General features: G+C 71.4%; 16 protein-coding genes. 12 read left to right on the top strand and 4 right to left on the bottom strand.

The window, feature by feature from the left end; genetic code table 11:
* Positions 1-391: 391 nt before the first annotated feature.
* Both FCU40_RS20325 and FCU40_RS20330 read left to right on the top strand, forming a co-directional pair.
* Positions 392-1,987: a flavin monoamine oxidase family protein gene (locus FCU40_RS20325; protein ID WP_168077415.1), complete on the top strand. Its 1,596-nt coding sequence runs from the start codon at positions 392-394 to the stop codon at positions 1,985-1,987.
* A gap of 2 nt (positions 1,988-1,989) precedes the next feature.
* Entirely contained in the window at positions 1,990-2,394 is a 405-nt protein-coding gene (locus FCU40_RS20330; RefSeq protein ID WP_168077417.1) for a cytochrome c, read from the top strand.
* Positions 2,395-2,520: 126 nt separating this feature from the next.
* On the opposite strand, the gene FCU40_RS20335 is transcribed toward FCU40_RS20330, so the two are convergent.
* The 3 genes from FCU40_RS20335 to FCU40_RS20345 all read right to left on the bottom strand — a co-directional run bounded on the left by FCU40_RS20335 (position 2,521) and on the right by FCU40_RS20345 (position 5,125).
* On the bottom strand, positions 2,521-2,979 hold the full coding sequence (locus tag FCU40_RS20335; RefSeq protein WP_168077419.1) for an SRPBCC family protein: 459 nt from the start codon (positions 2,977-2,979) through the stop codon (positions 2,521-2,523).
* On the bottom strand, positions 2,976-3,314 hold the full coding sequence (locus FCU40_RS20340) for a metalloregulator ArsR/SmtB family transcription factor (RefSeq protein WP_004625510.1): 339 nt from the start codon (positions 3,312-3,314) through the stop codon (positions 2,976-2,978). Before FCU40_RS20340 ends, FCU40_RS20335 begins: the two co-directional genes overlap by 4 nt.
* Before the next feature lie 227 nt (positions 3,315-3,541).
* Positions 3,542-5,125: an aldehyde dehydrogenase (NADP(+)) gene (locus FCU40_RS20345; RefSeq protein WP_168077421.1), complete on the bottom strand. Its 1,584-nt coding sequence runs from the start codon at positions 5,123-5,125 to the stop codon at positions 3,542-3,544.
* Between the two features lie 122 nt (positions 5,126-5,247).
* Between FCU40_RS20345 and FCU40_RS20350 the strand changes: the two genes are divergently transcribed.
* Positions 5,248-6,129, top strand: coding sequence for an oxygenase MpaB family protein (locus FCU40_RS20350; RefSeq protein ID WP_168077423.1), 882 nt, complete (start codon positions 5,248-5,250; stop codon positions 6,127-6,129).
* 383 nt (positions 6,130-6,512) lie between these two features.
* Positions 6,513-7,853 (top strand): terminase family protein, encoded by a 1,341-nt coding sequence (locus FCU40_RS20360; protein ID WP_241693667.1) that lies wholly within the window; start codon positions 6,513-6,515, stop codon positions 7,851-7,853.
* Between the two features lie 21 nt (positions 7,854-7,874).
* Here the strand turns inward: FCU40_RS20360 and FCU40_RS20365 are convergent, their stop codons facing one another.
* Positions 7,875-8,273 carry a DUF559 domain-containing protein gene (locus FCU40_RS20365; RefSeq protein WP_168077429.1) on the bottom strand — a complete coding sequence of 133 codons (399 nt, stop codon included), beginning with the start codon at positions 8,271-8,273 and terminating at the stop codon, positions 7,875-7,877.
* Between the two features lie 126 nt (positions 8,274-8,399).
* On the opposite strand from FCU40_RS20365, the gene FCU40_RS20370 reads away from it, so the two are divergent.
* From FCU40_RS20370 to FCU40_RS20405, 8 genes are all read left to right on the top strand, one after another.
* Positions 8,400-9,542 (top strand): phage portal protein, encoded by a 1,143-nt coding sequence (locus FCU40_RS20370; protein WP_168077431.1) that lies wholly within the window; start codon positions 8,400-8,402, stop codon positions 9,540-9,542.
* Positions 9,539-9,787, top strand: a complete 249-nt coding sequence (locus FCU40_RS20375; protein ID WP_168077433.1) for a hypothetical protein — start codon at positions 9,539-9,541, stop codon at positions 9,785-9,787. The genes FCU40_RS20370 and FCU40_RS20375 overlap by 4 nt, the downstream gene beginning before the upstream one ends.
* A complete protein-coding gene (locus FCU40_RS20380) occupies positions 9,784-10,191 on the top strand; it encodes an HK97 family phage prohead protease (protein WP_168077435.1) in 408 nt (135 codons plus the stop codon). Before FCU40_RS20375 ends, FCU40_RS20380 begins: the two co-directional genes overlap by 4 nt.
* A gap of 142 nt (positions 10,192-10,333) precedes the next feature.
* Complete coding sequence (locus tag FCU40_RS20385; RefSeq protein WP_168077437.1) at positions 10,334-11,557, top strand: phage major capsid protein; 1,224 nt, start codon at positions 10,334-10,336, stop codon at positions 11,555-11,557.
* A 144-nt stretch (positions 11,558-11,701) separates the two neighbouring features.
* Positions 11,702-11,971, top strand: a complete 270-nt coding sequence (locus FCU40_RS20390; RefSeq protein ID WP_035017811.1) for a head-tail connector protein — start codon at positions 11,702-11,704, stop codon at positions 11,969-11,971.
* Positions 11,968-12,360 (top strand): DUF3168 domain-containing protein, encoded by a 393-nt coding sequence (locus tag FCU40_RS20395; protein WP_168077439.1) that lies wholly within the window; start codon positions 11,968-11,970, stop codon positions 12,358-12,360. The genes FCU40_RS20390 and FCU40_RS20395 overlap by 4 nt, the downstream gene beginning before the upstream one ends.
* A gap of 74 nt (positions 12,361-12,434) precedes the next feature.
* Positions 12,435-12,851 (top strand): phage major tail protein, TP901-1 family, encoded by a 417-nt coding sequence (locus FCU40_RS20400; RefSeq protein WP_168077441.1) that lies wholly within the window; start codon positions 12,435-12,437, stop codon positions 12,849-12,851.
* Positions 12,852-12,996: 145 nt separating this feature from the next.
* On the top strand, positions 12,997-13,166 hold a 170-nt coding region (locus tag FCU40_RS20405; RefSeq protein ID WP_168077443.1), incomplete at its 3' end, for a GTA-gp10 family protein.

Raw genomic sequence — 13,166 nt, forward strand, 5'->3', positions numbered from 1 at the left:
TAGAGCCCTTTCCGATCTGATTGATCCAATCAGATCGGATAAAAAGGGCTCTAAATCAAAAGTTTAGAGCATTTTTCGATCCGATAACCGTTTCACACTTATCGGAAAATGCTCTAGACGCTCGCCCCCTTCCCCCTCAATGGGGGAAGGGTTGGGGATGGGGGTGACACGGCGGTTTGGCCGCCGCGGCCCTGGTCACCCCCACCCAACCCTCCCCCATCGAGGGGGAGGGCTTATACTCGCGCTGCCCAGTTCGCGCGCATCCGGACGATCCCGGCGCCGATAAATCGGAGCTTTGCCGCCGTGTTCGCCGCCGGCTCCGCCTCGCCCTCTCGCTGTCGCCGCCCGCCCTGCTAGCCCTTTCGGGGAGATCAGCGGGGAAGGGCATTCCATGGAGTCGGGCATCGCCGCGCCGACGCGGCGTCAGCTGTTGTCGGCCATCGCCATGGTCGGGGGCACGGCGGCGCTGTATGGCGCCATGACCAGCCTGGGCCACGCGGCCGAGACCCAGTTCCACGGCCCGCCGAACCTGCAAGGCGCGCGGCCGGGGGCCTCGGTGATCGTGCTGGGCGCCGGTCTGGCCGGGATGCTGGCGGCCTATGAGCTGACCAAGGCCGGCTACAAGGTGCGGATCCTGGAGTTCCAGAACCGGGCCGGCGGCCGCAACTGGTCGCTGCGCGGCGGCGACACCTATACGGAGCTGGGCGGGGCGACGCAGAAGGTCGGCTTCGCGGCCGGCAACTATCTCAATCCCGGCCCGTGGCGGATCCCGCATCACCACCGGACCCTGCTGCACTACTGCAAGGCCTTCGGCGTGGCGCTGGAGCCGTTCATCCAGTTCAACCACTCCGGCTGGGTCCACTCGTCCGAGGCCTTCGGCGGCAAGCCGGTGCGCTTCAACGCCGCCGCCGCCGACTTCGAGGGCAATATCGCCGAGCTGCTGGCCAAGTCGATCAACGCCAAGGCCCTGGACGAGGCGGTTACCCAGGAGGACCGCGACAAGCTGCTGGAGGCCCTGAAGGGCTGGGGCATGTTGGACAAGGACTACAAGTACGCGGCCGGCCTGAAGGCCTCGTCGCACCGGGGCTACGAGCGGCCGCCCGGCGGCGGCGTCAACGGCGCGCCGATCCCGTCCAAGGACCTCTACGCCCTGCACGACGTGCTGGACCCGCAGGTCTGGACCTCGATGGCCTTCTTCATGGGCCACGAGATGCAGACGACCATGTTCCAGCCGGTGGGCGGCATGGACATGATCGGCAAGGCCTTCGCCCGGCAGGTCGCGGACCTGATCACCTACGGCGCCAAGGTCAGCAAGATCGCCCAGGACGACAAGGGCGTCACCGTGACCTACGCCGATGTCGCCACGGGCAAGGTCGCCGACGCCAAGGCCGACTGGTGCGTCTGCACGATCCCGCTGGGCATCCTGGGTCAGCTCGATGTGCAAGTGAGCGACGAGATGATGGCCGCCATCAAGGCCGTGCCCTATTCGGGCCAGGTCAAGATCGGCCTGGAGATGAAGCGCCGCTTCTGGGAGGAGGACGACTTCATCTACGGCGGCCACAGCTTCACCGACCAGGAAATCGGCCTGATCTCCTATCCGAACAATAACTTCTTCAAGGACGGTCCGGCGGTGCTGCTGGGCGCCTTCGCCCGCGACCTGGGGGCCTATCGCCTGAGCGGCCTGACGCCCGAGCAGCGGATCGAGGCGGCCTTGGCGCAGGGCTCGGTGATCCACCCGGGCAGCTACCGCAAGGAATTCGTCACCGGCGCCTCGGTGGCCTGGAGCCGGGTGCCTTGGACGCTGGGCTGCTGCGCCCGCTGGAGCGACGAGGTCCGCGCCCAGCACTACCAGACCCTGGTCGGCATGGACCGCCGCATCGTCCTGGCGGGCGAGCACGCCTCCTATGTCGGCTGCTGGATGGAGGGCGCGCTGCTGTCGTCCATCGACGCGATCACCCGTCTGCACAAGCGCGCGCTGGAGGCCTGAGCATGAAGAAGAGGGTTCTTGTCGTCGTCCTGGCGCTGGCGGCCTTTCCGGCGGCGGCTCAGGACTCGGCCGGCGGCGTGGTGCGCGCGCCAAAGCCGGTCACCGGCGAGCAGGTCTACGCCCAGGTCTGCCAGGCGTGCCACATGGCCGACGCCAAGGGGGCGACGGGCGCGGGGACGATCCCGGCCCTGGCCAGTAATCCCCGGCTGGCCGGCGCGGCCTATCCGATCACCATCGTCACGGGCGGCAAGGGGGCCATGCCGGGCTTCGCCGGGATGCTCAGCAACGCCCAGATCGCCGAGGCGATCACCTATGTGCGGACCCATTTCGGCAACAGCTACGCCAAGCCGGTGACCGAGGCGGACGTCGCCAAGTTCGGCAAGGCGCCGAGCGCCGGGGGGCATTGAACGGATGCTCCCCCGCGATGCGGGGGAGCTGTCGCGGAGCGACTGAGGGGGCCAGTTGGAGGTTGGCCGCGTTGGCCCCCTCCGGCCCTCTGGGCCACCTCCCCCGCGATGCGAGGGAGGAAAGACTCACCCCTCCACCAGCGGCGCGATCTTCTCCAGCAGCCACCGGGTGCCTTCCTCGCGGCCGGGCGCGTCGTACCAGCCGTCCAGGAACGTCCCGACCTCGGTCATGACCAGGCGGGTCTTGTCGCCCTCCGGCTTGAACTCCAGGGTCGCGATCGAGGCCGAGGCCAGCGGTTCGCCGTGGTGCATCCAGTAGGCGTAGACGATCCGCGTGTTGGGGATGATCTCCAGATAGCGGTTGTAGAAGCGGTGCGGCGGGTCCCCCGGCGGGCCGCCGATGCTGTGGTCGCCGTGGCCCACGCGGAAGTCGAAGCCGATGTCGCCCGGCCCCCATTCGTCGGGGCCCTTGAACCACTTGGCCTTCTTCTCCGGATCGGCGAAGGCGGAAAACACCCGGGCCGGCGAGGCGGCATAGACCCGCTCGACGACGAAGGTGGCGTGGATGGCGCTGCGCTGGGTCATGTCGTTTCCTCGTCTTCGGCCGCCAGGAAGTCGCCCAGACGGTCGAGGCGCCGTTCCCACTGGGTGCGCCTCTGGTTGATCCACTGTTCGGCGAGGCTCAGGACTTCGGGGCGGATCGCGCACGTGCGCACCCGTCCGACCTTTTCCGACGCCACGATGCCGCCCGCCTCCAGCACGGCCAGGTGCTGCATGACCGCCGGCAGCGACATGTCGAGCGGCCGAGCCAGTTCGCTCACCGAGGCGGGACCCCGGGAAAGCCGCTCGACCATGCTCCGCCGCGCGGGGTCCGCGAGGGCCTGGAACATCAGGTCGAGGGAGGGCTGTTGGTTAAGCATGGAGTTAAGTATCGAGGCGCGAGGATGGATAGTCAAGTGGGTGCTTAAGTGTTTGGGCGCGCGCTCAGCCCTTCTCCCCCTTTTGGGGGAGGTGTCGCGGCCGCGAAGCGCGCCGTGACGGAGGGGGTTTGGTCATGACTCGGCAGGGGGCGGCGCTGGCCCCCTCCACCGCCGTTCGGCGGTCCCCCTCCCCCAAGCGGGGGAGGAGAAACCCAAGCGTTCCGCCGCTAGGCCAGCTTCAGCTTGCCGTCGACTCGGCGGGCGACGCCCAGCGGGTTGTCGGTCTTCAGCTCGGCCGGCAGCAGGGCCTCGGGGAGGTTCTGGTAGCTGACCGGGCGCAGGAAGCGGGCGATGGCCAGGGTGCCGACCGAGGTCGTGCGGCCGTCGCTGGTCGAGGGGAACGGGCCGCCGTGGACCATGGCGTTGGCGACCTCGACGCCGGTGCCGAAGCCGTTGACCAGGATGCGGCCGGCCTTCAGCTCCAGCGTCGGCAGCAGGGCGGCGGCGAGGGCGTGGTCGGCCTCTTCCAGGTGCAGGGCGATGGTCAGCTGACCTTCCAGGGCGGCGATCACCCGCTCCAGCTCGGCCTGGTCGGCGCAGCGCACCACGATCGAGGCGGCGCCGAACACTTCCTCATGCAGATGCGGGTTGGCCAGGAAGGCCTGGCCGGCGACGCTGAACAGGGCGGCCTGGCCAGTGTGCGATCCGTCCGCGCCCTTCTGGCCGCGAGCCACGGTGGTGACCTCCGGCGCGCCGACCAGGGCCTCGACCCCGTGCGAGAAGGCCTGGCAGATGCCCGGAGTCAGCATGACGGCGGCGGGCGCGGCCTCGACCGCTTGCCCGGCCGCGGCGACGAAGGCGTCCAGTTCAGGGCCATCGATGGCCAGGATCAGGCCGGGATTGGTGCAGAACTGGCCCGCGCCCAGGGTCAGGGCCGCGACGAACTCCGGCGCGATCTTCTCGGCCCGGGCCTCGAGGGCGGCGGGCAGCAGGATCACCGGATTGATGCTGCTCATCTCGGCGTAGAACGGGATCGGCTCGGGACGGCCCTGGGCGACGGCCAGCAGGGCCAGGCCCCCCCGGCGCGACCCGGTGAAGCCGGCGGCCTTGACGCGCGGATCGGCGACTAGGGCCTGGCTGACCTCGTAGCCGCTGTCGTGGATCATCGAGAACACGCCCGGATGCAGGCCGACCGAGGCGACGGCGGCCTGGATGGCGCGTCCGACCATTTCCGAGGTCCCCGGATGGGCCGGGTGGGCCTTGACGATGACCGGGCAGCCGGCCGCCAGGGCCGAGGCGGTGTCGCCGCCGGCCACCGAGAAGGCCAGCGGGAAGTTGCTGGCGCCGAACACGGCGACCGGGCCCAGCGGCACGTTGCGCAGGCGCAGGTCCGGGCGCGGCAGGGGCTTGCGGTCCGGCTGGGCCGGGTCGACGCGCGCCTCCAGGAAGCCGCCGTCGCGCAGCACGCCGGCGAACAGGCGCAGCTGGCCGACGGTGCGGCCGCGCTCGCCTTCCAGGCGCGGACGGGGCAGGCCGGTCTCGGCCATCACCCGGACGATCAGGTCGTCGCCCAGGGCCTCGATATGCTCGGCGATCGCCTCCAGGAACGTCGCGCGGGTTTCGTAGGGCAGGGCGCGATAGCTGGCGAAGGCCTCGTGGGCCAGGGCCGCCGCCTGGTCGACATCGGCCTTGGTCGCGCCGCCGAACGCGGGCTCCAGCGTCTGGCCGGTCGCCGGGTTGACCCCCTTGATCTCGCCGTTGGTCCCGAAGCGGCTGTCGCCGCCGATCAGAAGCTCGCCCGTCAGCTGCACGTTTGTCGTCCCGTCGAAAAGTGATTATGCGTCGTTTTATATGTTAGCGCTAACATGACAAGTCCATGCGCGCGAGGGCGGATCTGGCGTTAGAAGACGCATGTCCCCGCCCGGAGCGCCCCTTGAAAGCCCCTTTCGCCTCCGCCGCCAAGGCCCTGTTCGCGATTCCCGGCGGTCCGGCCGTCGATTTCGCGCGGCCGGTCGGCGAGCCGGCCCTGGCCGCGCCGGACTCGGTCTCGTGGCGGGTGTTCAAGAACCCGGTCGCCCTGTTCGTCGGCGGGATTACCGCCGTGCTGCTGGAGCTGGCCGAGCCCCGCGTGCGGACGGGCGTCTGGGCGCATTCCAGCTTCCGCGCCGACCCGCTGACCCGGCTGAAGCGCACGGGCTTGGCGGCGATGGTCACGGTCTATGGCGCCCGCTCGGTCGCCGAGACGATGATCGCCGGCATAGGGCGCCAGCACGCGCGGGTCGGCGGGGTGACGCCGGGCGGCGAGCCTTACCAGGCCCTGGATGTGGCCCTGCTGGACTGGGTGCAGGCCACGGCCAGCTTCGGGTTCCTGACCGCCTATCACGCCCTGGTCCGGCCGCTGTCGCCGGCCGACCGCGACCGCTTCTACGCCGAGGCCGCCCCCGCCGCGCGGCTGTACGGCGCCCTCGGCGCGCCCCGGTCCGAGGCGGAGTGGGAGGCCCAACTGGCGGCCATGCTGCCCAGGCTGGAGCGGTCGCCGATCGTGCTGGAGTTCCTGGACCTGATGCGCGGGACGCCGATCGCCGGTCCGCTCAGCGGCCTGCAGCGACCGCTGATCCGGGCCGCGGTGGGGTTGGTCCCGCCGGAGGTTCGCGACGTCCTGGCCTTGGGGCCGGACTGGCTGCCCCGGCCGCTGGAGCTTCGGCTGATCCGCGCCGCCGCCCGCTGGGCCGACCGCGCGGCGATCCCCGGCGCGCCGCCCTGGGAGGCCTGCGTGCGGATGGGGTTGCCGGGCGACTGGCTGTACCGGCGCTAGAAATGCCGCCACCACGGGGATTGCCGGCCGCGAATGCTCGGCGTTCGCGAGATCGAATCACACGAAATCAATGACTTGTCACTTATATCGCGCCGCCAATCCTCCGCGCCCGCTGGCGCCGTATCTTTGTGTCATGGCCGGAAGAAGCAACGAGGCGCGGGGCTGGAGCGAGACGCTGCAGGCCCGCCTCCGGGCGAAGATGGACACGCTCATCGACGCCTTCGAAACCAGCACCGATCCCGCCGAGAAAGCCCAGATCGAGAAGGACGCCCGCACCTGCGGGATCTTCGCGCGCGCGGCCAAGGCGATCGAGACCATGGTCCCCGAGACCAAAGCCGAGCCCCCCGCCAAGGCGGCGGCCAACGACGACGAGGCGTCCATGCATGACGACATCCCAGAGGAACCCGAAGCGCTTCAGGCCGCTCTGGTCGCCCGCTTTACACGGTTCGCCGAGCTGCTGGAGCTCAAGCGCCGCGCGGATCAAGGCGACGGCGACGGCGCTGGCCGCGATGGGGACGGAAGACCAGCGGCGCCTGCTTAGCGCGTTGCTGGCCGAACCGCTGGTTCACCAGACGCCGCCAGACTACGCGGCCTGGACCACCTGGCTGATGCTGGGCGGGCGCGGCGCGGGCAAGACCTTCGCCGGCGCGCATTGGATCACCCTCAACGCCCTGGCCTATCCGATGCTGGCCTTGGTCGGTCCCACGCTGCACGACGTGCGCGAGGTGATGATCGAAGGGCCGTCCGGGCTGAAGGCGCTGGGCGGGCCGGCGTTTCGCCCGCGTTGGGAAGCCTCGCGCCGGCGGCTGATCTGGCCCAATGGGGCGGTGGCCTACGCGTTCTCGGCCGAGGACCCCGACAGTCTGCGCGGTCCCCAGTTCCACGCCGCCTGGGCCGACGAGTTCTGCGCCTGGCCCAAGCCGGCCGAGACCCTGGCCATGCTGCGGTTCGGGCTGAGGCTGGGCGAGGATCCGCGTCTGGTCGTCACCTCGACGCCCCGGCCGATCCGGGCGCTGAAGGCCCTGATCGCCGAGCCGGGCGCGCGCGTCACCCGCGCCGGAACCAGCGCCAACGCCGCCCACCTGGCGCCGGCCTTCCTGCGCACGCTGGAGAGCCTTTATGGCGGCACGCGCCTGGCCGCCCAGGAGCTGGACGGGATCATCGTCGAGACCGACGGAGGCCTGTTCCGCGCCGAGGACCTGGCCCGCTGTCGCGCGGCCAGGCCCGCGCGCCTCGACCGCGTGGTGGTGGCGGTGGACCCGCCCGCCACGGCCGGCGGCGACGCCTGCGGCATCGTCGCGGTCGGCCGGCGCGACGACCAGGCCTTCGTCCTGGCCGACGAGACCGCGCGGGGCCTGTCCCCCGCCGGCTGGGCGGCGAGGGCGGTCGCCGTCGCGCGAACGGTCAAGGCCGACGCGCTGGTGGCCGAGGCCAACCAGGGCGGCGACATGGTGCGCGCCGTGCTGGCCCAGGCCGATCCGCCGTGCCGGATCACGCTGGTCCGCGCCTCGGTCGGCAAACGCGCCCGCGCCGAGCCGGTGGCGGCGCTCTACGAGCAAGGCCGCGTCTCCCACTGCGGCGCCTTCCCGGCGCTGGAGGAGGAACTGATGGCCCTGGGCTCCGGCGACCTGGACCACAGCCCCGACCGCGCCGACGCCCTAGTCTGGGCGGTGAGCGACCTGATGCTGGGCGCCGATCGACGGCCAAGGCTGCGGACGTTGTGAGGCTCTCGTCAGCTCAAGCCGCTATCCTCCCCCGCGTCGCGGGGGAGGTGGCCCAGCGGGCCGGAGGGGGCCAGCGCCGATGACCTCCAGTATGCGCCCAACCGCCGCCTCCGGCGAGGCCAGGATGTCCCGCGCTGGAATACGCAGCGTGCGGATTCCACGCGCGGCCAGCCATGCGTCGCGCGCCGCGTCTCTACGCGGTTGATCGTAGAAGCAATGCCATTCGCCGTCGACCTCGACCGCCAACCTTAGCGCCTCGCAGTAGAAGTCGAGAATGTAGGGCCCCAGCGGGTGTTGCCGGCGAAAGTGCAGCCCGCTGACCTTGCGGCCCTTCAATTCGCGCCAGAGCAGACCCTCGGGCAGGGTGAGCTCGCCTCGGAAGCGTTGCGCCGTCAATCGCCGTGAAAGGGGAGGCCTCATGGTTTCTCTCCTGCGCGCCCCCTCCATCGCTCCGCGACACCTCCCCCGCGACGCGGGGGAGGAACGACAGGGAGCGCGCCACCTTACAATGTTCCCTATTTGTTCTCAACCTCACCGGGAGCGCCCATGTCCTTCTTCAAACCCCGTCCGGCGCCCGAGACCAAGGACTCCCGCGCCGCGCGCCTGATCGCGCTGACCTCCGGGGGCCGCCCCCAGTGGACGCCGCGCGACTATGGCGCGCTGGCCGTCGAGGGGTTCGGCAAGAACCCCGTGGCCTTCCGCTGCGTGCGGATGATCGCCGAGGCCGCCGCCGCGACGCCGCTGGCCGTGTTCGCGGGCGGCCGTCGCGCCGACGATCATCCGCTGAGGCGCCTGCTGGACCACCCCAACCGCGAGCAGGGCGGGCCCGACCTGATGGAGGCGTTCTTCGGGAGCCTGCAGGTGGCCGGCAACGCCTATCTGGAGGCGGCCGGCGACGGCGCGCCCTCGGAGCTCTACGCCCTGCGGCCCGACCGGATGACCGTGGTTCCGGGACCGCGCGGCTGGCCGCTGGCCTATGACTACCAGGCCGCCGGGCGCACGGTCCGGATCGGCCGCGACGCCGACGGCTGGCTGCCGGTGCTGCACCTGAAGCTGTTCAATCCGACCCACGACCACTACGGCTTCTCGCCGCTGGAGGCGGCCGCCTTCGCGATCGACGTGCACAACGCCTCCAGCGCCTGGAACAAGGCGCTGCTGGACAATTCGGCGAGGCCCTCGGGCGCGCTGGTCTATTCGTCCAGGGACGCCGGCGACCGCCTGACCGAAGAGCAGTTCGACCGGCTGAAGACCGAGCTGGCCAACGCCCAGTCCGGGACCGCCAACGCCGGGCGGCCGCTGCTGCTGGAGGGCGGCCTCGACTGGCGGGCCATGTCGCTGTCGCCCGCCGAGATGGACTTCACGCAAGGCAAGCACGCCGCCGCCCGCGAGATCGCCCTGGCGTTCGGGGTCCCGCCGCAGCTGCTGGGCATTCCGGGCGACAACACCTACGCCAACTATCGCGAGGCCAACGCCGCCTTCTGGCGCGGGACCGTGGTTCCGCTGGCCCAGCGGGCGGCGCGCGCCCTGACCGGCTGGCTGTCGGTCAAGTTCCCCGGCGCCAGCATCGCCCCCGACCTCGACGCCGTCCCGGCCCTGTCGGCCGAGCGCGACGCGCTGTGGAGCCGGCTGGAGGCGGCCAGTTTCCTCACCGACGCCGAGCGCCGGCGCCTGGCGGGGCTGGAGCATTGAGCCCCGCCGTGAATCGCTGGCGGCTGGACCGTCAGGTGTCGGCCGCCGTGCTGGTGGCCGTGGCGCTGCAGGCCGCCGCCGCCCTGCTGTGGGCCGGCAAGGCCTCGGCGCGGATCGACGAGATGCAGCGCCGGCTCGAGGCCCAGGCCCCGGTCGCCGAACGGCTGGCCCGGCTGGAGACTCAGGCCGAGGCCAGCCGCCAGTCGCTGGAGCGCATCGAGGCCAAGCTGGAGCGCGCGCGATGACGGAACTGAAGATCGAGGGCTACGCCTCGCTGTTCTGGACGCGGGATCTCAATGACGACGTCACCGCCGCCGGGGCCTTCGCCGCCAGCTTGGCGCGGACGGGCTCCGTCGGAGTCAAAATGCTGCACCAGCATGACGAGGCCGAGCCGATCGGCGTCTGGGACGCGGTGGTCGAGGACGCCAAGGGCCTGTTCGTGCGCGGCCGCATCCTGCGCGCGACCCCGAGAGGAAGACTCGTCGCCGCCCTGGTCGAGGCCGGCGCGCTGGACGGCCTTTCCATCGGCTTTCGCCAGGTGAAGGCGCGGACGCAGGGACGCCTGCGCGTGCTGACGCGCGTCGAGCTCTGGGAGGTGTCGATCGTGACCTTCCCAATGCTGCCGGGCGCGCGGCTGACGCTGGCGTGAAGATCCTCCCCCGCGTCGCGGGGGAGGTGGCCCAGAGGGCCGGAGGGGGCGAACTCGGCCCAGGTCCAGTTGGCCCCCTCAGCCGGCTCCGCCGGCAGCTCCCCCGCATGGCGGGGGCGCAACCACTTCAACGGAGACCCCCATGAAGGAAACCAAACACGCGGCCTCGCCCGAGGCCCGCGCGGCGCTGGCCGACGTGCTGACGGCGTTCGAGAGCTTCAAGGCCGCCAATGACGCGCGGCTTTCGGCGATCGAGACCAAGCGGGCCGACGTCCTGCTGGAAGAGAAGGTCGGCCGCATCGACGAGGCCGTCTCGCGCGCCCAGGACCGCCTGGATCGGATCATGGCCGACCTGCGCCGCCCGGCGCTGGGCGGCGAGACGCCGGTCGCCAAGGTCGACGAGCGCAAGGCCGCCTTCGACCGCTATGTGAAGACCGGCGAGACGCCGGCGGCCCTTCTGGAGGCCAAGGGCCTGTCGGAAGGGACCGCCACGGCCGGCGGCTATGTGGCGCCGCCAGAGCTGGAGCGGCTGATCCTGCGCCGCCTGGCCGCCACCTCGCCGATGCGCGAGATCTGCCAGGTCCGCACCATCGGCGCGGGGACCTTCCGCAAGCCAGTCTCGCCCACGGGCCTGGCCGCCGCCTGGGTGGCCGAGACCGCCGCGCGGCCGGAGACGACGGCCCCGACCCTGGACGTGATCGACTTCCCGGCCGGCGAGCTCTACGCCAGCCCGGCCGCGACCCAGGCGCTGCTGGACGACGCCTATGTCAGCATCGACGAGTGGCTGGCCGAGGAGGTGCAGGACGCCTTCGCGGCCCAGGAGACCTCGGCCTTCGTGACCGGCGACGGGGTCAACAAGCCCAAGGGCCTCTTGGCCTACACGGCCGCGCCGGACGCCTCGTACAGCTGGGGTCAGGTCGGCTACCTGGCGACCGGGGCGGCGGGCGCCTGGCCGGGCAGCAACCCGACCGACAAGCTGATCGACCTGATCTACGCGGCCAAGACCCAGTACCGCCAGAACGGCCGCTTCGTGATGAACCGCCGCACGGTCAGCGCCGTGCGCAAGTTCAAGGACGCGCAGGGCAACTACATCTGGAACGCGGCGCTGCAGCCGGGCCAGTCGGCGTCCTTGCTCGGCTTCCCGGTCACCGAGATCGAGGCCATGCCCGACGTGGCCGCCAACGCCTGCGCGGTGGCGTTCGGCGATTTCGAGAAAGGCTACCTGATCGTCGACCGCGCCGGGGTGCGGGTCCTGCGCGACCCCTATTCGGCCAAGCCGCACGTGCTGTTCTACACCACCAAGCGCGTCGGCGGCGGCGTGCAGAACTTCGACGCGATCAAGCTGCTGAAGTTCGCGGCGTCGTAGACCTGAACCGAGGTTCCCCTCCCCCTTGCGGGGAGGGGGCAGGGGGTGGGGGTGTCATCGCCTTCGTTTCCCCTCTTGGCGTCGGAGCCGCGCCCCCACCCCAACCCCTCCCCGCGAGGGGGAGGGGCTTTCTTCGAGAACATCATGCCCCAATCCCTGACCCTGGCCGACGCCAGGGCGTTCCTGCGCGTCCCTGACGCGGCGGAGGACGCCGTCCTGACCCTGCTGATCGACGCCGCCGAGGCCCGTGTCGCGATCGCGGCCGGCGTCGCGCTCGGCGCCGCCAGTCCCGCGCCGTTGCGCCTGGCGGTGCTGATCCTGGTCGCTCACGCCTACGAGCATCGCGACGCGGGCGAACCGTCGCTGGCCCTGGTCGAGCCGTGGCTGGCCGCCTACCGAAAGGCCCGGCTATGAGCGACAAGGCCCTGATCGACGCCGTCGTCGCGGTGCTGAAGACCGCGCCCGCCGTCACCGCCGTGGCCGGCCAGCGCGTCTACGCCACGCGTCCGCGCCTGCCGACCTATCCCTGCGTCGTCGTCACCCGGTCGGAAGCCAAGTCCGCCGGCGAGAACGACGCGATCGAGCACCTGCTGACCCTGACCTGCGCCAGCCGCTTCGGCGGTCCGGAGGAGGCGCGGGCGCTGGTCGCCGCCGTCCGCGCGGCCTTGCACGACGCCCGGCCGACGCTGGTCGCGCGGCGTCTGGTGAACCTGCGCGTGCCCTATGCCGACGTCTTCGCCGGCGCCGACCGCGAGACCACCCTGGGCATCGTCCGCGCGCGGGCGGTGACCGAAGCGGCCTGACCCTCGCGCGCCACCCCCACCCCTGCCCCCTCCCCGCAAGGGGGAGGGGAACGAGAAATCGAGGAGATCCAGACATGGCCGCCCAAGCCGGCAAGGACATCCTGCTGAAGATCAGCGACGGGGCGGCGACCCCGACCTTCGTCAGCGTCGCGGGCCTGCGGGCCCGGACCATCAGCCTGAACGCCAAGACCATCGACGCCACCGATAGCGACAGCGCCGGCCGCTGGCGCGAGCTGCTGGCCGGGGCGGGCGTCCGCTCGGTCGCGGTGTCGGGCTCGGGCGTCTTTCGCGACGCCGCCTCCGACGCCCAGGTGCGCCAGAGCTTCTTCGACCAGTCGGCCCGCGCCTGGCGGCTGGTGATCCCCGACTTCGGACAGCTGGAGGGGCCGTTCATCGTCGCGGCCCTGGAATATGCCGGCGAGCACGACGGCGAGGCGGCGTTCGCGATCAGCCTGGCCAGCGCCGGGGCGGTGACGTTCACGGCGCTGTAGCAACGAAAGCGCCCCCTCCGTCACGCGGCGTCGCCGCGCGCCACCTCCCCCGCGTCGCGGGTGAGGAGAGTTTCATCCTCCCCCGTGCAACGGGGGAGGGGGACCGCGAAGCGGTGGAGGGGGCGCTGATCGAGGAGACCTTCCCATGCTCACCCCCAACCCCGCGCGCGGCGAGGTCATGGTCGTGCTGGCCGGGACCCGGCGGCGGCTGTGCCTGACTCTCGGCGCCCTGGCGCGCATCGAGGCCGTGCTGGGCCTGTCCGACTGGTCGAGCCTGCCCGAGCGCCTGGCCAGCCTGTCGGCCGGCGACCTCGT

The organism is Caulobacter sp. SSI4214 (genome assembly GCF_012184455.1).
Lineage (GTDB): Bacteria > Pseudomonadota > Alphaproteobacteria > Caulobacterales > Caulobacteraceae > Caulobacter > Caulobacter vibrioides_E.